Source organism: Streptomyces diastatochromogenes, assembly GCF_002242805.1.
In the GTDB taxonomy this organism is placed as follows: domain Bacteria; phylum Actinomycetota; class Actinomycetes; order Streptomycetales; family Streptomycetaceae; genus Streptomyces; species Streptomyces diastatochromogenes.
The window spans coordinates 46,415-65,906 of the sequence record NZ_MCGQ01000058.1 but is presented as its reverse complement, the minus strand read 5'-3'; the positions used below and the strand labels follow the sequence as shown (position 1 = coordinate 65,906).

Genomic DNA, 19,492 nt, shown 5'->3' with positions numbered 1-19,492 from the left:
GGACGCAGGTGCCGGTACCGGTCTGTTCCGGCACCTGCCGCGGTCGGCTCAGCGGACGCCGGCCTTGGTACCCGCGATCGCCGCGTCGACGTTGTCGGCGGTGACCAGGAGCGGGCCGGTCAGCAGCGGGTTCTGGGGCGGGAGAACGCCGTAGGACAGGTACTGGTTGGCCATCGACACGGAGTAGAAGCCCTGCAGATACGGCTGTTGATCGATGGCGAAGAGCTGCTTGCCGCTCTTGATCCGGGTGAGCTGGCTGTCCGAGAGGTCGAACGTCCCGAGCTTGACCTTGTCGCCGGCCTTGGCCTGGTCGATCGCGGATGCGGCGCTGTCCGCGTCCTGGACGCCGATCGTCACGAGGGCGTCGACGTCGCTGTCCTTGAGCAGCGCGCCCTTGATGGCCTGTGTGACGGCGGACGGGTTGCCGAAGTTGGAAGAGGGCAGGGGCAGTTGCTTGGCCTTGGCGCCCTTGCTCTTGGCGCCGTCGGCGATGCCCTTGCAGCGGACCTCCGAATTGGCGGCGCCGGGCACGGTGTTGACGCAGAGGATGTTCTTGGCGCCGGACTCGGCGAACTTGACGCCGCCGGCCTTGCCCGCTTCGTAGTCGTCCGAGCCGATGTACTTGATGCCGCCGGTCCGCTTGGCGGCCTCGACACCGCCCGCGTTGTAGACGAAGACCCTGACGCCCTTGGCCACGGCCTGCTTGATGGCGGCGTCCTGGTTCTCGGGCACCCAGTCCGGGACGACGATCGCCGAAGGGTTCTGCGACAGTGCGGTGAGGGTCAGCTTGGCGGCGTCCGGGCCGAGGTTGTCGTAGTTCTGCGGGCCGAGGAAGGTGACCGAGCCGCCACCCGCCTTGACCAGCTTCGCCGCGTCCTCGCCGCCCCGCTTGATCGCGGACCAGAACGGGTCGTCGGCCTTGCCGCCGATGACGTAGATGGAGGCCTTGCCGTTGCTCTTCGTGCCGGAGGTCGAGCCGCCCGCGGCCGTGGCCGTCGCCTGGCCCGCACCGTCGCCGGTGGCCTTGCCGCTGGCGCACCCGGTCAACGCGGCGGCCGACAGGGCGAGGAGGCTCACCACGGTCAGGCCTCTTCCGGAGAGGCGACGGCCGGACGACCGCCGGATCTGCATGCGTTCCATGTGCTGGGTTGCTCCTTCGTGTGATGCCGGGCGGCGGCGTGAGCGGGCCGGGCATGTATCGGGGGCGATGCGAGAGGGGTGCGCTGACCGGGTCGCGCCTGCGCGTTCGCGCCGGCCGTGGAGGCACGGCGTGGACCTGCGGGGGGTACCCCTGGCAACGGGGTCTTTCCCCACGCGGGATCGAGTGGCGAATTAAGCCTCCGCGATCTTTTAAATCGCTTTAAGCGGTGGCCAGAGCATGCTTGTGTTTCGGAAAGGTGTCAAGAGTCCGCTCGCAAAATCCCACCGCCCCGCGATGCGTCCACGAAAAGGTGCATCGGCCACATATTCGTGGCCCGGACCGCGCCGGATCAGCGCGGTGGCGCCGTGGTCCCGCGTACCACCAGGGTGGGCGCGAGGACGATCTCACGGGCCGCCGTGCGGCCCCGGTCGAGGCGTTCGACCGCGGCCGCCACGGCCTGACGGGCCTGCTCCTCGGCGTTCTGGCTGACGGTGGTGAGGTGGAAGGAGCCGAGCCGGGACAGGGTGTCGTCGTCGTAGCCGACGACGGAGACGGCGCCGGGGACGTCGATCCCGGCCCGCCGGAAGGCCGTGACCAGGCCGATCGCGCTCTGGTCGTTGTACGCCACGACGGCGGTCGGCAGGTCGCCGCTCTCCAGGAGCTGCCGGCCCGCCTGCTCGCCGGCCGCCTCCGTGTTGTCCCCGCGGAGGACGCTGATCCGCTCGTCGAGACCGTGGTGGCGCATGGCCTCCCGGTAGCCGCGGCGCCGGTCGGTGGCGATGACGCCCTTGCCGCCGTCGACGTGGGCGATGGCACGGTGACCGAGTCCCACCAGGTGGCCGACTATCTGGCCGACCCCGTCGTCGTCGGCGGTGCGGACGACGTCGAGATCGGCGCCTGCGATACGGCGGCCCACGGAGATGACGGGCGCCTTGCGGTCGAGTGCGGCCAGGGCGGAGGCGGGGGCAACCGGGCCGAGCAGGATCAGCGCCTCGCAACGGAACGCCAGGAGCGTCTCGACCGCCGTGTTCTCGTCACGGGTCCGGGTCAGCGCGCTCAGGACGAGGTCATAGCCGACCTCCTCGGCGGCCGTGTGCAGATGCTCGACCAGCTCGGCGTGGAAGGGGCTGTGCACGTCGACCATGACACCGAGCAGCCGGCTGCGCCTGCTGGCCAGGGCGCTGGCGGTGCGGTCGGGGCGGTAGCCGAGTTCGGCCGCCGCCTTCAGGACCCGCTGCCGGGTGCGCTCGCTGGGGCCGGGCACGCCCCGCAGCACCAGTGACACCGACGCCGTCGACAGGCCTACGCGCTCGGCGACGTCCTCCAGCCGGGGGCGCACCGACCCGGTGCCGCCACCCGCGGGCGAGGCGGATTCGAGTTCGTCCACACGACCTCCCGTGGATTTTCCGGCAACACCCTTGACACCTGTCCGTCGCGCCGTCGATATTACCAGCACTTAAAGCGCTTTAAGGGAGTTGTTCGACAGCGTCCCGACAGGACGGATCCCGAGCGCTCGGTTCGCCGTTCCCTACCGGGACCAGCTCCCCTTTCAGATCCCCCGGATCCCCGCACCACCTAGCCACGGCGCCCCGGCGCGCCGGAGAGGAAACACCATGAGCACAAGGCCGATCGGGGTGGCGGTCATCGGCGCCGGAATGGCGGGCCGAGCCCACCTCAACGGCTACCGGCAGGCCGCGACGCTGTACGGTGCCGGGCTGCCGGACGTGCGCCTGGTCGCCGTCGCCGACGCCTATGAGCCCTTCGCCCAGGACGCCGCCCGCCGCTACGGCTTCGAGCGGGCCGAGACGGACTGGCGGGCGATCGTGGAGGCCGACGACATCGACGCGGTCAGCGTCGTGGTCGCCAACCATCTGCACCGCGAGATCGTCGAGGCCCTGCTGGCCGCGGGCAAGCATGTGCTGTGCGAGAAGCCGCTGGCGCCGTCCGTGGCCGACGCCCGGGCCATGGTGGCGGCGGCCGAGGGCACCGGACTGGTGGCGGCCACCGGCTTCACCTTCCGCCGCTCCCCCGCCGTCAACGCCGTCCGGCAGCAGGTGCGGGAAGGCTCGCTCGGGCCGGTGCAGCACTTCAACGGCCACTACTGGTGCGACTACGGGCACAACCCCGACGCGCCCATGAGCTGGCGCTACCGGGGCGGCATCGGTTCCGGGGCGCTGTCCGACATCGGCAGCCACCTCATCGATCTCGGCGAGTACTTCTGCGGGCCGGTGCAGAGCGTCCAGGGCGCCATCCTGTCCACCCAGGTGCAGGAGCGGCCCGTGCCGCTGGGAACGGCGGTGGGGCACTCGGCCGACGTCCAGGTGAGCGAGGAGCGCGAGCGGGTCGAGAACGAGGACATCGCCACCTTCACCGCGACGTTCGCCTCCGGCGCCGTCGGCACCTTCTCCGTCTCGCGCATCGCCCGCGGTCTGGCCAACTCCCTGGGCTTCGAGGTCTTCACGAAGAACGGCGCGGCGACCTTCGAACTGTCCCGCCCGGCGGAGTTCACCCTCACCGACGCGGCGGCCTCCGACCCGGTGGACGGCTACCGGCGGGTGGTGGTCGGCCCCGGCCACCCCTACATCGCCGGTGGACTGCCCATGGACTTCCCGAGCGTCGGCCACGGCCAGCACGAGTTCTTCGTCTGGCAGGCCCGGGCCTTCCTGGAGCAGATCGCGGGCCTGGACCGGCTGCCGCAGTGCCCCACGCTCGCCGACGGGCTGCACAACCTGCAGGTCATCGACGCGATCGTCGCCTCCGCCGACGCCGACGGCAAGGCCGTCACCGTCGGGTGACCCGCCCCTTCCCGCCCACCCCGCGCACGACCACCTTCACCGTCGAGAAGGACTGAGGAAAGACAAGATGAGGCTCGGACTCTACAACGCGATCCTGCACGACCGGCCGTTGCCGGAAGCGATCAAAGTCATCGCCGATCTGGGCCTGACCGGCATCGAGATCAACACCGGTGGTTTCCTGCCCGCCGTACACGTCCCGACCTTCGACGACATCCTGGTCAGCGACGCCGCCCGGGACGACTTCCTCGGCCTCTTCGAGGGCACCGGCGTCTCCATCGCCGGCCTGAACGCCAACGGCAACCCGCTGCACCCGAACCCCGCCATCGGCGAGAAGCACGCCGAGGACATCCGCCGCTCCATCCGCCTGGCCGAGCGGCTCGGGCAGCACCGCCTTGTGACCATGTCGGGCCTGCCCGGCGGCGAGCCGGGCGCCTCCCGCCCGAACTGGATCGTCAACGCGTGGAACTCGGCGGCCCTGGACGTGCTCGACCACCAGTGGAAGATCGTCGCGGACTTCTGGCGCGAGACCGACCGGCTCGCCCGTGACCACGACGTCAAGGTCGCCCTCGAACTGCACCCGCAGAACGTCGTGTTCAACTGCGCCGACGTGCACCGGCTCATCGACCTCACCGGGGCCACCCACGTGGGCGTCGAACTGGACGCCTCGCACCTGTTCTGGCAGCAGATGGACCCCGTCGAGGTCGTCCGCCACCTGGGCGAGCTGGTCTTCCACGCCGCCGCCAAGGACGTCCGGATCAACCGCGAACACGTCGTCCTCAACGGTGTACTCGACAACAGCTTCCGACGCCTCACGCCCGACGAGCCCCGCACCAACCTCGGCGGCGACGAGTGGGCCAACGAGTGGCCCAAGGAGTCCGCCTGGGACTTCGTCGCCCTCGGCAAGGGCCACGACGTCGCCTACTGGACCGAGTTCCTGCGCGCCCTCCATGAGGTCGACCCGGACATGCTGGTCAACATCGAGCACGAGGACACCGAGCTGGGGCGCGTCGAGGGCGTCGCCGTGGCCGCCGGAGTGCTCAAGGCCGCCGACGCGGCACTGCAGGAGTCGCTGCGGTCGTGACCGCAACGGCCGGCCACCCCTGAAAGACCATCGGCTCCGGCGGTCCGCACACCGCCGGAGCCCGTGACACCAAGGAGCACCCACGATGAGGATCGCCCTCGACCCGTACATGATCCGCGACGTCCCGCTGCTCGAACTTCCCTCCGTGGTGGCCGAGTTGGGCTACGAGTGGATCGAGCTGTCCCCCCGCGAGGACTTCATCCCGTTCTTCCGCCACCCGCGCGTGGACGACGGCACGGTCCGCAGGTTCCGCAAGGCACTGGACGCGGCGGGCGTGGGGATCTCGTCCCTGCTCCCCCTGTTCCGCTGGTCCGGCCCCGACGAGGACGCCCGGCAGGCCGCCGTACGGTACTGGAAGCGCTCGATCCAGATCGCCGCGGACCTCGGCGTGGACAGCATGATCTCGGAGTTCAACGGCCGGCCCGAGGACGCCGACCGCAGCGAGGCCCAGTTCTGGAAGTCGATGGACGAACTGCTGCCGCTGTTCGAGCGCGAGGGAATCCGCCTCACCCTGGAGCCGCACCCCGACGACTTCATCGAGAACGGCTACGACGCCGTCAACCTCATCCGGGGCATCAACCACCCGAGCGTGAGCTTCCTGTACTGCGCCCCGCACACCTTCCACATCGGCAACAACGCCCCCGGCATCATCCAGTACGCGGGCGACCTGCTCACCCACGTCCACCTCGCCGACGCCTTCGATCACACGGCGTCCTCCGGTAACCGCTACATCCTCAACCCGCCCGGTACACCGGCCCGCATCCACCAGCACCTGGACATCGGGCAGGGCGAGGTCGACTTCGACGAGCTGTTCCGGGAACTGCGGGCGAACGGCTTCGACGGCACGCTGACCGCGTGTGTGTTCGCCTGGGAGGAGCGGGCCCGGGAGTCCTCCGTGTTCATGCGGGACAAGATCAAGGAGTACCTGGCAGCCGCCTGGAAGTGACCGGGTGCATCGCGGGCCCGCCATAGTAGCCATGTACGGTATCCGGCATGAGCAAGACATCCGAAGGGGCCACCCCGGGTTTCCTGGTGTGGCGGCTGTCGATGAAGTGGCGGGTCGCCGTCGACCGGGCGGTGGCCCCGCTGGGCCTCACCCACGCCCAGTACTCGCTGGTGGCGTCGCTGTACGGCATGCAGCGCACCGGCGAGCGGCCCAGCCAGCGGCGGCTCGCCGACCACACCGGCCTGGAACCGCTGTACGTCTCCAAGCTCGCCCGCAGCCTGGAGTCCGCCGGGCTCCTGGAGCGCGCCAAGGACCCGCGGGACCCGCGCGCGGTGCAGCTCGCGCTCACCGCGGAGGGCCTGGAGACCACCCGGCGGGCGATCGGCGTCGTCCACGGTCTGCTGACCCAGTTGCTGGAGCCGCTCGGCGGGCTGGACAGCGACCGGACCCGGGAGCTGAGCCGTGACCTGACCCTGCTGCTGGACGCACCCCTGGACCCGGCCGCGACCGGCCCCCAGTAGTGGAATATTGAACAACCGCGTTCCGTTGTGGCCGTCGAAGGAGGTCACGAGTGGAGACGCAAGTGAAGACCATGTACTACGACCACGGCACCCCCGCCGAGCGCTGGGTGCGGGCGCAGCAGTTCTTCGCCGCCAAGGACTACGCGGGCGCGGCGCGGGTGCTGGCCGCTCTTGTCGAGGAGGTGCCGGAGCAGACCGGACCCCGGCTGCTGCTGGCCCGCGCCTACTACCACTCGGCCCAACTGCGCCGCGCGGAGGCCGAGTTGCGGCTCATCGTGGAGCACGACCCGGTGGAGCACTACGCCCGGCTGATGCTGGGCCGCACGCTCCAGCGGCAGGCCCGGCACGACGAGGCGGAACAGCACCTGCGGATCGCCTCGGCGCTCGCGGGCGACTTCCCGGACACTCCGGCGGAGTGAACGCCCTGTGCGGGGCCCGGTTCCCTTCGGGGGACCGGGCCCTTCGCGCGTCTCAGCACCCGTTCGCTGTCCAGGCGTCTCGCCACAGCCCTCCTCGTCCACCAGGTCACAGGCTCGTGAGGAGGTCGTCGAGCGGGGCCGGTACCTGTTCGGGGTCGAGAGCCTCGACGAGGAGGCGGCCGTAGCGGATCTTGCGGCCCTTCTTCGTGCCGAGGAAACGCCGCAACTGCTGGTGCCGGGGCCGACCGCGCTGTGCGGGCTGGTGCAGGAAGGTCTGCCAGGCACGTAGGTCGCCCTCGGTCCGGATGATCTCCTCGACCCTTTCCGTGCCCAGCGCGCGGATGAGTTCGTCCTCCAGGTCCCTCACGCACACGAAGAAGCCCCCGCGCGGCGCCCGTGCCCGCTGCAGGCCGCGGTCGTAGAAACGCTGCTCGCCCTCGTCGCACAGTCCTGTCAGACGCAGGCCGAGGCCGGGCGGCCCGAGGAGGCCGGCGTAGCGGCCGACGTTCATCGCCCCGCCCATCGGCACGACGGACACCCCCTCGGCGGCCAGGTCACGGCCGTGCCGAGCGGCCAGCGCCTCGACGGCCGCGAGGTCACTCAGCCCTTCCAGCAGCACCGCCGTCCGCAGCTCAAGTCGCACGGCCAGATCACTCGCCGGCCCCCCGGGACCACCTGCCGCCCAGCCACTGACCGCGTCCCGGAACGCCCCTATCTCCGCCATGGAGCGAGTCTGCACCTCCACCGACGGCACGGCACGGGATTATTCGACGGCCCGCTCGCCAGGAACGGCGCCCTCGTCACCTTCGGACAGGGGCCGTACCGTGCACGTCATCGGTACTGTCCCGAGGTCACAGCCGGGTCGCCGCGTGCAGGATCACGAACAGGCTGACGGCCGAGTTCGCCGAGGACATCGCCGACACCAGGGCACCGACGGCGGCGCCCCAGACGGCCAGGCCGACCGAGGTGAACGCCGAGGGCCAGGAGCGGGCCACCGGGGCGGGGGCCAGCAGGGCGGCCACCCGGCGCGGGACGGGGCCGGTCGTGGCGAGCGCGGCGAGGGTGGGCGCGGGGGTGCCGCGGGACAGCAGCGCCGCCTTGCCGATCGCGCGCGCGACCGTACGCCGGTCGCCGACCGCGCGGGCCGCCTCCTCGTCCGCCCAGCGCTCGGCCGTGTAGACGACGGCGGTGCGCAGCGGGCGCAGGAACGGGTTGGCCCGGGCGGCCAGTCGGGCGGCGAGCAGATGGCGGTGGTGACCGGCGGCGAGGTGGCTGCGCTCGTGGGCGAACAGGGCGCGCCGTTCGGCGGGGGCGAGCCCGGCCAGCAGCGCGGTGGTGACGACGATCCGTCCCCGGCCGCCCGGCAGGGCATAGGCGTACGGCGCGCTGTCCGGCAGGACGGCCACCGTCGGGCCGGGCAGGCCGGCCAGTGCGCGGCGGGCCCGGCGGGTGACCCGGTGGTGGCGCCACAGGGTGCGGGCACAGGCGGTGGCGACCACGGCGAGGGCGGGGATGGCGGCGCGGCCTGCGACCTCGTCGTGCGGGACGGCGGCCCGCACCTCGGGGTCGGACCAGGCGTCCGGGAGGGGGTTGCCCGGCAGTTGGGCGGTGCCCACGACCATCAGCAGGGCCAGACAGAGCGTGCTGCACACGGCCATCACGACGGCGACCGCGGTCAGCAGCCGGGTGGCGGTGCGCGGGTGCAGGTGCACCTCGGCGAGCCGGGCGACCGGCCAGGCGGACAGCGGCAGCACCAGCGGCAGGAAGACGAAGACCCCCATGGGCGGTCAGTCTTCCGTACCGCCGTCGCCGGTGTGCGCGGTGTTCCCGTTGTTCACCGAGCCCGGCTCGGCGGCGTCCAGCAGCGCCCGCAGCACCTGTTCGTCGCCGGGCGGCAGGGCGGTGACGAAGCTCGCCAGGACGGCCTCGCGGTCCCGTTCGCCGTCCAGCAGACGGCGCATGCGCAGCGCGGCGAGCCGGGCCACGTCGGCGGTGGGCGTCCACAGGAAGGAGCGGCCCTGCCGTTCCCGGGCGACGACGTCCTTGGCGAGCAGCCGGGTGAGGATGGTGACGACGGTGGTGTAGGCGAGGTCGCCGCCGAGGCGCTCCTGCACCCAGGCGGCGCTGACCGGTCCGTCCGCCTCGCGCAGCGCGCCGAGGACCTGGCCCTCCAGTTCGCCCTGCCCGCGCCGCCGGGCCCGGCCCCCGTCCCGCACCATGTCCCGCTCTCCCTCTCCCCTGGCCCGGTTCGCCTGCGCACCGGCCTGAAGAGCCACGCTACTTCACACCGGCCGCGCTCCCGTACGTGCGGCCACCGCGGCGGTGCGCGATCTCGCCGAGGACGATGTCGACGGCGATGAATCCGGCCAGCGGGATGCCGAGCAGCGGCACGAAGTAGCCGAGTACGGCGATCACCGCCAGGGCCGGTACGAGCACGTAGGGCGGCACCTGCGCCCAGGCGCCGCGCGGGATCGGCCGGCCGAAGGCGGAGCCGCGGCCGCGCTGCCACCACATGCGGTAGCCCCACGCGATGAGCAGGATCAGGGAGAGCGCGAGCAGGGCGAGCGCGATCTGGTTGACGATCCCGAAGAGGACGCCGGTGTGCAGGTCGATGCCCCAGCGGGTGAGCTTGGCGAGCACCGGGTAGTCGGCGAACCGGAGTTCGTCGGTGACCTTGCCGGTCGCCGGGTCGACGGCGACGGAGTCCTGCTTCTCCGGCCAGCTGCGCTGGACCTGCTTGACGACATAGGCGCTGTTCGCGTCGGCGGGCGGCACGATCTCCACCGGGTTGCCGAGTCCCTTGGCCCGGGCCGCCGCGAGCACCTGGTCGAGGCCGGCCCCGTGTTCGGCGTCCCCGCCGGTGCCGGCCGCCGCTCCGTGTCCGGCGTGCTCGCCGCCGGATGCGGCCGCGGAGACGGACGGGGTGGCCTGGCCGAGCGAGGTGCGCAGCTCGTCGATGTTGGCGCCGGCGTACGTCGACCAGGTCAGGCCGGTCGCCGACAGGAACAGGAACCCGGCGGCGGCCCAGACGCCGACCGTGCCGTGCAGGCCGAGGGTGCGGCGCCGCCCGCTGGTCCCGCGCACCTTGCGCAGGGCGCGGCGCCGGGAGAACCAGAGCACCAGGCCGCCGCCCGCGATCACCCACAGCCAGCTGGCCGCCAGCTCGCTGTAGAGCCGGCCGGTGTCGCCGAGGTGCAGGTCGCGGTGGAGTTCGTCGATCCAGGTGCGCAGGGGCAGCGCGCCGGTCGCGCCGTACTGTTCGAGCGCCCCGCGCACCTTGCCGGTGTGGGGGTCCACGAACACGGCGAGGGTGTGGCCGGGGTCGACGCCGTTGACGCCGGAGAGCAGCACCCGGGTGGTCGTACCCGGCTCGGGTGCGGGCCGTACCGCCGAGACGGTGCCCTCGGGGTGGGCCTTGCGGGCGGCGGCGACCTGGGCGGAGACGGGCAGTTGGCGGTCCCCGGCCGGAACGGTCAGTTCATGGCCGTACACGAGCTTCTCGGCCTGGAACGAGCCCGCGTACAGCAGGCCGGTGACGGCGGCGACCAGCAGGAAGGGGGCGACGAGCAGGCCGGCGTAGAAGTGGAGGCGCAGCACGAGGGGGCGCAGCGGGGCCCAGCGGCTCGGGGAGGGGGCCGGGGAGGGTGCCTCGTCCGTGGCGGGCGAGGGAGCGGTGGTCATCGGCGGGCTTCTCCGGGGACTCGGTCGGGGAGGGAATGCGCTCCAGTGGTCGGAGCGCCAAGGCCTCGAGTTCCCGCGCGTGTTGGTGACCTGCGTCACAGGGAGGGGCGGATGGGCATGGCATTCTGACGCGATGGCACCTCCCAGCGATCGCGCACCTCTCGCCGAGCGGGTCGAGGAACTCCTCGCCACCGGCGGTCTCTTGCCCATCGTCGCGGCCGGCCGGCCCGTCCTGCGGCACGCCACCCAGCCCTACGACGGCCAGCTCGCCCCCGCCCTGCTGGCCCGCTTCATCGAGGCCATGCGCGACACGATGCACGCGGCGCCCGGGGTGGGCCTGGCCGCGCCCCAGGTGGGCGTGCCGCTGCGGATCGCGGTCATCGAGGACCCGGCGCCGGTGCCGGAGGAGGTGGCGCTGATCCGGGGCCGGGTGCCGCAGCCGTTCCGTGTGCTGGTCAACCCGTCGTACGAGCCGGTCGGGACCGCCCGCGTCGCGTTCTTCGAGGGCTGCCTGAGCGTGCCGGGCTGGCAGGCCGTGGTGGCCCGGCACGCCGAGGTGCGGCTGCGCGGCGAGGACGAGCACGGCCGCGCGCTGGACGAGGTGTTCACCGGCTGGCCCGCCCGTATCGTCCAGCACGAGACGGACCACCTCGACGGCACCCTCTACCTCGACCGCGCGGAACTGCGCTCCCTGTCCACGAACGAGGCGGTGGCGGCACTGTGGGCCCAGCCGGCACCGGAGGCGGCGGCCGAGGCTCTGGGCTTCGAACTGCCGTAATCCGGACCTCAGTTGTCCCGGTAGGCCTCCAGCAGTCGCAGCCACACCTCACTGAGCGTCGGATACGAGGCGACCGCGTGCCACAGGCGGCCGACCGGGACACGGCCGGCGACCGCGATGGTCGCGGAGTGGATCAGTTCGCCGACACCGGGGCCGACGAAGGTGACACCGCGCAGGATCTCCTCCTCCAGGTCGACCACCATGCGGGCGCGGCCCTTGTAGCCGTCGGCGTACAGGCCGGCCCCGGCGACGGAGGAGAACTCGACGTCGACGGCGCGGACGCGGTGGCCGGCCTGTTCGGCCTCGGCGAGGGAGAGGCCGACGGCGGCGGCCTCCGGGTCGGTGAAGACGACCTGGGGTACGGCGTGGTGGTCGGCGGTCGCTGCGTGCGCGCCCCAGGGTTCGTCCAGCAGGGGGCTGTCCGCGGCCCGGGCGGCGATGGCGGCGCCGGCGATGCGGGCCTGGTACTTGCCCTGGTGGGTGAGGAGGGCGCGGTGGTTGACGTCGCCGACCGCGTACAGCCAGTCCGTGCCGTTGACGAGGAGGCTGTCGTCCACGTCCAGCCAGGAGCCCGGCCGCAGGCCGACGGTGTCGAGGCCGATGTCGTCGGTGTGCGGGACGCGGCCGGTGGCGAAGAGGATCTCGTCGGCCTCGAGGCGGTCGCCGGTGTGGGTGACGGCCACGACGGTGCCGTTCTCGCGGGTGACGGACTCCACCGAGGTGCCGGTGCGGACGTCCACGCCCGCCTCGGTGAGGGCCTCGGCGACCAGTTCCCCGGCGAACGGCTCCATGCGGCCCAGCAGGCCCTTGCCGCGGACCAGCAGCGTGACCTGCGAGCCGAGGGCCTGCCAGGCGGTGGCCATCTCGGTGGCGACGACACCGCCGCCGACCACGATCAGCCGTGCGGGGGCCGCCTTGGCGCTGGTGGCCTCGCGGCTGGTCCAGGGCTTGACCTCGGCCAGCCCGGGCAGGTCGGGCAACTGGGCGCGGGTGCCGGTGCTGACGGCCACGGCGTGCCGCGCGGTCAGGGTGGTCACGGTGCCGTCGGGGCCGGTCACGGTGACCGTGCGGGGGCCTGCGAGGCGGCCCTGGCCGCGGAACAGGTCGGCGCCGATGCCGTCCAGCCAGCGGACCTGGCCGTCGTCGTGCCAGTGCGAGGTGTACTCGTCCCGGCGGGCCAGGACGGCGGGCGTGCCGAGGGGACCCTGGACCGCCTCGCTCAGGCCGGGCAGGCGGCGGGCGTCCGCCTGGGCGATGACCGGCCTGAGCAGTGCCTTGCTGGGCATGCAGGCCCAGTACGAGCACTCGCCGCCGACCAGCTCGCTCTCCACGACCGCGGTGGTGAGGCCGGCCGCACGGGTGCGGTCGGCGACGTTCTCCCCCACGGGTCCGGCCCCGAGCACCACGACGTCGTACGCGATGGATTCCGTTTCCGTCATGGGGTCAGTCTGGTGGGTGCTCGGCGCGGGGGCCACACGGGTACGCGCGCGGAACACGACCGTGCACGCACGGAACAGGCACGGGACACGCATGGAACAGGCCTGGGACAGGCAGGAGACAGGCATGGAATAGGCGGCCGGATCGCCGTGTTTCCGCCGTCGGCACAAGCCCCCACACCAGGAAGAGGGAATCACGCCATGAGCAGCACCGTGGAGCTGACCAAGGAGAACTTCGACCAGACCGTCACCGAGAACGAGTTCGTCCTCATCGACTTCTGGGCGTCCTGGTGCGGGCCGTGCCGCCAGTTCGCGCCGGTCTACGAGAAGGCCGCCGAGGACAACCCCGACCTGGTGTTCGGCAAGGTGGACACCGAGGCCCAGCAGGAGCTGGCGCAGGCCTTCGGCATCCAGTCGATCCCGACGCTGATGATCGTCCGGGACCAGGTCGCGATCTTCGCCCAGCCGGGCGCCCTGCCCGAGGCCGCCCTCGCGGACGTCATCGGTCAGGCCCGGAAGCTGGACATGGACGAGGTCCGCAAGAGCATCGCCGCCCAGCAGGCGCAGGGCGAGTAGCCGACGGCGTCAGAACGGGTACGGCGCCACGTCGCCGCGTACGGTCGTCCAGCGCAGCTCGGTGAAGGCCTCCAGGTTGGCCTCTCCGCCGAAGCGGGCGCCGGTGCCGGACGCGGCGACGCCGCCGAACGGGGCCACCGCCTCGTCGTTCACGGTCTGGTCGTTGATGTGGACGATCCCGGTCGGGATGCGTTCGGCGAGGTCCAGGCCGCGTGCGGGGTCCCGGGTGACGATGCCGAGCGAGAGGCCGTAGGCGCTGTCCGCCGCGAGCGCGGCCGCCTCGTCGGCGGTGGCGAAGGAGCGGACCGGGGCGACCGGGCCGAAGACCTCCTCGGTGTAGGCGGGGGTGTGGTCGTCGACGCCGGCGAGCACGGTCGGCCGGTAGAAGAGCCGGTCGTGGGTGCCGCCCGCGGCGAGTTTCGCGCCGCGGGCAGCGCTCGTCTCCACCAGGCCCTGGATCTTGGCGAGTTGGCCCGCGTCGATGACCGGGCCGAGGTGCACCTGGTCGCGGTACGGGTCGCCGACGGCGAGCGAGTCGGCCTTGGCGGCGAGCCGTTCGACGTACTCCTCGTACAGCGAGGCGTGGACGAGGTGGCGGCCGGTCGTCATGCAGATCTGGCCCTGGTGGAAGAAGGAGCCCCAGGCCGCCGTGGAGATCACCGCGTCCAGGTCGGCGTCCGCCAGCACGATCAGGGCCGAGTTTCCGCCGAGTTCGAGGTGGGCGCGCTTGAGGTGGCGGCCGGCCAGCTCGCCGACGGCACGGCCCGCCGCAGTGGACCCGGTGAAGGAGATGACGGGGACGAGCGGGTCCTCGACCAGCGCCTGCCCGACCTCGGCGCCCCCGGGCAGCACCTGCAGCAGGTCCGCAGGGAGGCCCGCCTCGGCGAGAACGGCGGCGAGCGCCAGTCCACCGCAGGCCGCGGTGCGCGGATCGGGCTTCAGGACCACCGCGTTGCCGAGCGCGAGGGCGGGGGCGACGGAGCGGATGGAGAGGATCAGCGGTGCGTTGAACGGCGCGATCACGCCGACGACGCCGGCGGGCACCCGGCGGGTGTACGACAGCCGGGGCGCCTCGCTGGGCAGCACCTGTCCGGCGGGGCGGGAGGCGAGGGCGGCGGCCTCGTAGCACTCCTGGGCGGCGACATGCAGTTCGAAGTCCGCCTTGCCGGGGATAGACCCGGACTCGCGGACCAGCCAGGTGCGCAGTTCCTCGGCGTGCTCGGTGAACAAGTCCCCTGCCCTGCGCAGCACTTGGGCCCGGACGAAGTGCCGGGTACGGGCCCACTCCCGCTGGGCGGTGCGGGCGGCCCGGGCCGCCGGGGCGACGTCCTGGGGTGCGGCGAGGGTGAGGGTGCCGAGTGGGTCGCCGGTGGCGGGTTCGGTGACGGTGTACTCGGGGCCCGCCGGGGTGCGGGTCTGCCAGGACTTCGGGTCGAGCAGCGGCATGTCGGCTCTCCGATCGGTCGCCGGGCGGTACGGCTCGGGGCGCGGGCCGGGTCCGGGGGCGTTCCGGGGACGCGCCTACTTTGTTGAGCGCGAAACTACATCGTGGTCATGCCTCTTCGGAACCCTAACCGCCGCCGCGGACCGGGTCAGCTGGAGTCGCGCTGGACGAGCGACGCGCCCAGCACCTTGCGCACCTCGGGCTCGCCGCCGGGGTCGCGCACCGCACGGTCGACCAGTTCCGCGAGGTCACGGCCGGAGGGCAGCTCGATGTGGACGGTGCTGAGCCGTGGCCGCAGCAGCCGGCCTAGCATCAGGTCGTCGGCGCCGACGACGGCGACGTCCTCGGGGATGCGCACACCCTGGTCCTGCAGGGCACGCATCAGCAGCATGGCGTACTCGTCGTTGTAGGCGAACACCGCGTCCAGGCCCGACTCGGGCCAGCGGGCGGCGAGTTCGGCGGCGGCCTGCTCGGTGTACGCGAGCGGCACGGCGGTCACGGTCGCGTCCGTGCCGTGCAGGGCCTGGTGCACACCGGCGAGCCGGGGCCGGGAGAAGGACTCCAGGCCCGGCTCCTCGGGGACGATCACACCGATACGGCGACGGCCGCGGGCGTACAGATGCGCGCCGGCGCAGTACCCGACGGCGTCGTGGTCCATCAGCAGGGCGTGCGCGCCGTCGACGCGCTCGGGCCCCAGGGTCACCACGGCGCGGGCGCCGGACCGCTTGAGCACCGCGACGCCCTGCGGGCCGAGCCCCGCGCCCGGCACCAGGACGGCGACGGGACGCAACTCGGCCCAGGCGCGGGCGGCCTCGTCGCCCTGGAGGCCGACGGTGCCGTACTGCACGACCGTGTAGTCGAGGCGGCCGAGGGCCGACTGGAGATCACCGAGGAAGCCGCTGTAGAGGGGGCCCACCGGGAACGTCGGGGCGGGCATCAGGACCATACGGCTGTGTCCGGCGCGCAGGCTGCGGGCGGCGGCGTGCGGCACGTACCCCAGCTCCCGGGCGGCCTCGTGGACGCGGCGGCGCGTCGGCTCACTGATCCGTACGGCACTGGTGTTGTTGAGGACGTAGGAGACGGTCGCGCGCGAGACGCCGGCCAGCCGGGCCACATCGGCACTCGTGGGGACGGAGTGCGGAGCGGGCGCAGCGGACGGGGACGTGTTCGGTATCTGCACCATGACAGACCGCATCTTGGCAGAGCGGCGGCGGGCGGGGGTGAGCGGGGGAAGGTGGTTCATTCCTGAACTAATTAAGCGGTACGCGGTCCACGAATCTACGAACACGTTCGTTCCGAACTTGTTCGTAGCGAACATGTTCGTTACCGTGGACACATGACAGCTTCCCCCCGCTCCCGTCGCGAACGTCCGGCCAAGCCCGCTCTCACCCGGGAGGGCATCGTCGCCGCCGCGGTGGCGATCCTGCGCACCGAAGGGCTGCGGAAGGTGACCATGCGACGGCTGGCACAGGAGCTCGACACGGGTCCGGCCTCGCTGTACGTCTACGTCCGCAGCACCGACGAGCTGCACGCGGCCGTCCTGGACGAGCTGCTCGGCACGGTGGGGCCCGCTTCGGCCGAGGGCAGCTGGCGCGAGCGGCTGGAGCGTGTGCTCACCGACTGCACGCGGATGCTGCTGGAGCATCCGAGCCTCGCCCGCTCGGCGCTGACCGCCCGGCCGAGCGGCCCGCACTACCTGAACCTGATCGAGACGCTGCTCGCCCTGCTCGACGAGGGTGGGGTGCCGCGCGACCGGGCGGCCTGGGGCGTCGATCTGCTGCTGCAGCACGCCACCGCGACCGCCGCCGAGCACGCCGGGGAGGAGTCCCCGGGCGACTGGCAGGCGCTGGAGGGCGCCTTGCGCGGGGCGTCCGAGGACACCCACCCGCACATCGCCGCGACCGGCGACGCCCTGCTGTCCGGTGCCCCCGAGGCCCGGCTGTCCTGGGCCTTCCAGGCACTGATCAACGGCATCGAGCGCACCGCCGTACCCGACTGACCCCCTCACCTCCCAGGAGGCCACCATGACCACCCCTGCCCCCACCCTCCCCCACCACCCCATCGCCGTAGTCGGCGCCGGACTCGGCGGGCTCGCGCTCGCCCGGGTGCTGCACGTGCACGGCATCGAGGCGGCCGTGTTCGACCTGGACGCCTCGCCGGCCGTGCGGACGCAGGGCGGCATGCTCGACATCCACGACGGCTCCGGCCAGGTGGCGCTGCGCGCGGCCCGGCTGTACGACACCTTCCTGGCCCGCGTCCACGCCGGCGGTCAGGCCACGCGGGTCCTCGACCGGCGCGGGACGGTCCGCCTGGAGCTGCCGGACGACGGCACCGGCGGGCGCCCCGAGATCGACCGCGGCGATCTGCGCGACCTGCTGCTGGACTCCCTGCCGGACGGCACCGTCCGCTGGGGCGTGAAGGTGACCGGCGCGCGCCCGCTCGGCGCCGGGCGGCACGAGGTGACGCTCGCGGACGGCAGCGCCTTCACCACGGACCTGCTGGTCGGCGCGGACGGCGCCTGGTCCCGCATCCGCCCGCTGCTGTCCCCCGCCCGGCCCGCCTACACCGGGGTGTCGTTCGTCGAGGCGGACCTGTCGGCGGCCGATCTGCGCCACCCCGGGAGCGCCCGGGTCGTCGGCGGCGGAATGCTGTTCGCGCTCGGCGCCGGCCGGGGCTTCCTCGCCCACCGCGAGTCCGACGGCAGCCTGCATGTCTACGCCGCCGTCGAGGCGCCGGAGGACTGGCTGGACGGCATCGACTTCACCGACACCGAGGCGGCCAAGGCGGCCGTGCTCAAGGAGTTCGACGGCTGGGACGAGAGCCTGAAGGCGCTGGTCACGGACGCGGACGGCGCCCTGGTGCCACGGCGGATCCACGCCCTGCCGGTCGGCCACCGGTGGGACCGGGTCCCCGGGGTCACCCTGCTCGGCGACGCCGCGCACCTGATGTCGCCGTTCGCGGGCGAGGGCGCCAACCTCGCGCTGCTCGACGGCGCCGAACTGGGCCTCGCGCTCGCCGCGCACCCCGGGGACACCGAGGCCGCGCTGGCCGCCTACGAGGAGACGATGTTCCCGCGCGGCGCGTCCTCCGCGGCGGACTCCGCGCAGAGCGCCGCGATGCTGTTCCGCGCCGACGCACCGCAGGGGCTGGTCGACATGTTCACCGCCGACCACGGCTGATCGGGGCTCAGCCGGACCACTCCGTGCCCGTCAGCCGTGCCACGAGGTCGTGCCAGCCGGACTCCAGCCGATGCATGGGCATCCCGCACTGCCGGGTCAGATGGTGGATCAGCGCCGGGTCGAGCGAGGCCATCAGCGTCTGGGAGAGGAGTTCGCAGTCGGCGGTGGGCACGATCTGCCGCAGCAGCATCGCGACGTGCGTGCGCAGGGCCTGGACCGAGGGGTGGGAGAACCGGCGGGCCGGCTCCGGCTGGGCGGCCAGCTGCAGGTCCAGCTGCTCGGCCGATCGATAGAGCACGGCCACACCGAAGGCCCGCAGCCGCTCCAGGGGCGGCGCCCCGGGACCCAGCGGGGGCGGTCCGCCGAGGAAGTCGGCCTGCAGCTGCCGCGCCGAGTGGTCGAGCAGCGCCGTCAGCAGCCCGTTGCGGTCGCCGAAGCGGCGGAAGACCGTGCCCTTGCCCACCTGGGCCGCGGCGGCCACCGCCTCCATCGTCACTCCGGCCACTCCGTGCTCCGCGATCAGCCGGGCGGCGGCCTCCAGCAGCCGGGCCCGGTTGCGGGCCGCGTCGGCGCGCAGGCAGGGCTCGTCCGGGGCCGACTCGACCTCCAGCAACCGAGGGGGTTCGAGGGGCTCCTGAGGCTTCGGGAAGGGCGGCAGGGCGCTGGACATGACGACAGCGTAAAGCATCGGGAATGAAACTGGACCACGGTCCGCTTAGCCTGATACAAACTTAAGCGGACCCCGGTCCGGATCGTAACAGCGATGTTTCAGCCCCTTGGAGTACCCCCATGTCTGTTCGTATCCTCGCGCTCGTCGGCAGCCTTCGCGCCGGTTCGCACAACCGCCAGCTCGCCGAGGCAGCCGTCAAGCTCGCCCCCGAGGGCGCCGAAGTCGACCTCTTCGAGGGCCTGGCCGAGATCCCCTTCTACAACGAGGACATCGACGTCGAGGGCAGCGTCCCGGCCGCCGCCGCCAAGCTGCGTGAGGCCGCCCAGAGCGCCGACGCCTTCCTGCTCTTCTCCCCCGAGTACAACGGCACCATCCCGGCCGTCCTGAAGAACGCCATCGACTGGCTGTCCCGCCCCTACGGCGCCGGCGCCTTCGGTGGCAAGCCCGTCGCCGTGGTCGGCACCGCCTTCGGCCAGTACGGCGGCGTGTGGGCCCAGGACGAGGCCCGCAAGGCCGTGGGCATCGCCGGTGGCAAGGTGATCGAGGACATCAAGCTGTCCATCCCGGGCTCCGTGACCCGCTTCGCCGAGACCCACCCGGTCGACGACGCCGAGGTCGCCGCCCAGCTGACCGAGGTCGTCGCCCGTCTGCACGGCAACGTGGGCGTGGCTGCCTGAGCCGGTACGCACCAGCGAGGGGTCGGAGGCTGCTCCGGCCCCTTTCGCGTGCCACCGTCCGTCCACGCGCCGGACGACGGTCATCGATCGTCCTCATCAGGGGATCGTGTGGATTGATTGGACTCATCCCGATGCGCTGAACAGGCTG

At 72.6% G+C, this 19,492-nt stretch carries 20 protein-coding genes; 10 read left to right on the top strand and 10 right to left on the bottom strand.

Annotation, left to right across the window (positions count from 1 at the left end; all coding sequences use genetic code 11):
- Positions 1-48: 48 nt before the first annotated feature.
- Positions 49-1,140 carry a sugar ABC transporter substrate-binding protein gene (locus BEK98_RS43960; RefSeq protein ID WP_208643400.1) on the bottom strand — a complete coding sequence of 364 codons (1,092 nt, stop codon included), beginning with the start codon at positions 1,138-1,140 and terminating at the stop codon, positions 49-51.
- A 350-nt stretch (positions 1,141-1,490) separates the two neighbouring features.
- Positions 1,491-2,528, bottom strand: a complete 1,038-nt coding sequence (locus BEK98_RS43955) for a LacI family DNA-binding transcriptional regulator (protein ID WP_094222452.1) — start codon at positions 2,526-2,528, stop codon at positions 1,491-1,493.
- A gap of 226 nt (positions 2,529-2,754) precedes the next feature.
- On the opposite strand from BEK98_RS43955, the gene BEK98_RS43950 reads away from it, so the two are divergent.
- From BEK98_RS43950 to BEK98_RS43930, 5 genes are all read left to right on the top strand, one after another.
- On the top strand, positions 2,755-3,936 hold the full coding sequence (locus BEK98_RS43950) for a Gfo/Idh/MocA family protein (RefSeq protein ID WP_094222451.1): 1,182 nt from the start codon (positions 2,755-2,757) through the stop codon (positions 3,934-3,936).
- A gap of 67 nt (positions 3,937-4,003) precedes the next feature.
- A complete protein-coding gene (locus BEK98_RS43945) occupies positions 4,004-5,017 on the top strand; it encodes a sugar phosphate isomerase/epimerase family protein (protein ID WP_094222450.1) in 1,014 nt (337 codons plus the stop codon).
- Between the two features lie 85 nt (positions 5,018-5,102).
- Entirely contained in the window at positions 5,103-5,963 is an 861-nt protein-coding gene (locus BEK98_RS43940; RefSeq protein ID WP_094222449.1) for a sugar phosphate isomerase/epimerase family protein, read from the top strand.
- A 47-nt stretch (positions 5,964-6,010) separates the two neighbouring features.
- Complete coding sequence (locus BEK98_RS43935) at positions 6,011-6,484, top strand: MarR family winged helix-turn-helix transcriptional regulator (protein WP_094222448.1); 474 nt, start codon at positions 6,011-6,013, stop codon at positions 6,482-6,484.
- Positions 6,485-6,546: 62 nt separating this feature from the next.
- The gene (locus BEK98_RS43930; RefSeq protein WP_094222473.1) at positions 6,547-6,903 is read left to right on the top strand and encodes a tetratricopeptide repeat protein; all 357 of its coding nucleotides are present in this window, start codon (positions 6,547-6,549) and stop codon (positions 6,901-6,903) included.
- 106 nt (positions 6,904-7,009) lie between these two features.
- Here BEK98_RS43930 and BEK98_RS43925 read toward each other — a convergent pair whose 3' ends face one another.
- The 4 genes from BEK98_RS43925 to BEK98_RS43910 all read right to left on the bottom strand — a co-directional run bounded on the left by BEK98_RS43925 (position 7,010) and on the right by BEK98_RS43910 (position 10,584).
- Complete coding sequence (locus tag BEK98_RS43925) at positions 7,010-7,627, bottom strand: TOPRIM nucleotidyl transferase/hydrolase domain-containing protein (RefSeq protein ID WP_094222447.1); 618 nt, start codon at positions 7,625-7,627, stop codon at positions 7,010-7,012.
- A gap of 127 nt (positions 7,628-7,754) precedes the next feature.
- Complete coding sequence (locus tag BEK98_RS43920) at positions 7,755-8,684, bottom strand: M56 family metallopeptidase (protein ID WP_094222446.1); 930 nt, start codon at positions 8,682-8,684, stop codon at positions 7,755-7,757.
- 6 nt (positions 8,685-8,690) lie between these two features.
- Positions 8,691-9,122 carry a BlaI/MecI/CopY family transcriptional regulator gene (locus BEK98_RS43915; RefSeq protein WP_094222445.1) on the bottom strand — a complete coding sequence of 144 codons (432 nt, stop codon included), beginning with the start codon at positions 9,120-9,122 and terminating at the stop codon, positions 8,691-8,693.
- 58 nt (positions 9,123-9,180) lie between these two features.
- Positions 9,181-10,584, bottom strand: coding sequence for a PepSY-associated TM helix domain-containing protein (locus BEK98_RS43910; RefSeq protein ID WP_094222444.1), 1,404 nt, complete (start codon positions 10,582-10,584; stop codon positions 9,181-9,183).
- A 133-nt stretch (positions 10,585-10,717) separates the two neighbouring features.
- Here BEK98_RS43910 and BEK98_RS43905 point away from each other — a divergent pair, with 133 nt between their 5' ends.
- Entirely contained in the window at positions 10,718-11,362 is a 645-nt protein-coding gene (locus tag BEK98_RS43905; RefSeq protein WP_094222443.1) for a peptide deformylase, read from the top strand.
- Positions 11,363-11,370: 8 nt separating this feature from the next.
- Here BEK98_RS43905 and BEK98_RS43900 read toward each other — a convergent pair whose 3' ends face one another.
- Positions 11,371-12,801 (bottom strand): dihydrolipoyl dehydrogenase family protein, encoded by a 1,431-nt coding sequence (locus BEK98_RS43900; protein ID WP_094222442.1) that lies wholly within the window; start codon positions 12,799-12,801, stop codon positions 11,371-11,373.
- Between the two features lie 198 nt (positions 12,802-12,999).
- Here BEK98_RS43900 and trxA point away from each other — a divergent pair, with 198 nt between their 5' ends.
- A complete protein-coding gene (gene trxA / locus BEK98_RS43895; RefSeq protein ID WP_094222441.1) occupies positions 13,000-13,374 on the top strand; it encodes a thioredoxin in 375 nt (124 codons plus the stop codon).
- A 9-nt stretch (positions 13,375-13,383) separates the two neighbouring features.
- On the opposite strand, the gene BEK98_RS43890 is transcribed toward trxA, so the two are convergent.
- Together BEK98_RS43890 and BEK98_RS43885 are read right to left on the bottom strand one after the other, a co-directional pair.
- Complete coding sequence (locus BEK98_RS43890) at positions 13,384-14,820, bottom strand: aldehyde dehydrogenase family protein (RefSeq protein WP_094222440.1); 1,437 nt, start codon at positions 14,818-14,820, stop codon at positions 13,384-13,386.
- 146 nt (positions 14,821-14,966) lie between these two features.
- Complete coding sequence (locus BEK98_RS43885; RefSeq protein ID WP_094222472.1) at positions 14,967-16,013, bottom strand: LacI family DNA-binding transcriptional regulator; 1,047 nt, start codon at positions 16,011-16,013, stop codon at positions 14,967-14,969.
- Positions 16,014-16,154: 141 nt separating this feature from the next.
- Between BEK98_RS43885 and BEK98_RS43880 the strand changes: the two genes are divergently transcribed.
- Both BEK98_RS43880 and BEK98_RS43875 read left to right on the top strand, forming a co-directional pair.
- Positions 16,155-16,817 carry a TetR/AcrR family transcriptional regulator gene (locus BEK98_RS43880; RefSeq protein WP_094222439.1) on the top strand — a complete coding sequence of 221 codons (663 nt, stop codon included), beginning with the start codon at positions 16,155-16,157 and terminating at the stop codon, positions 16,815-16,817.
- 25 nt (positions 16,818-16,842) lie between these two features.
- Complete coding sequence (locus tag BEK98_RS43875; protein ID WP_094222438.1) at positions 16,843-17,997, top strand: FAD-dependent oxidoreductase; 1,155 nt, start codon at positions 16,843-16,845, stop codon at positions 17,995-17,997.
- Between the two features lie 7 nt (positions 17,998-18,004).
- On the opposite strand, the gene BEK98_RS43870 is transcribed toward BEK98_RS43875, so the two are convergent.
- Positions 18,005-18,685, bottom strand: a complete 681-nt coding sequence (locus BEK98_RS43870) for a TetR/AcrR family transcriptional regulator (RefSeq protein WP_208643399.1) — start codon at positions 18,683-18,685, stop codon at positions 18,005-18,007.
- Between the two features lie 101 nt (positions 18,686-18,786).
- Between BEK98_RS43870 and BEK98_RS43865 the strand changes: the two genes are divergently transcribed.
- Positions 18,787-19,344 (top strand): NAD(P)H-dependent oxidoreductase, encoded by a 558-nt coding sequence (locus BEK98_RS43865; protein WP_094222436.1) that lies wholly within the window; start codon positions 18,787-18,789, stop codon positions 19,342-19,344.
- The last annotated feature ends 148 nt before the right edge of the window (positions 19,345-19,492 follow it).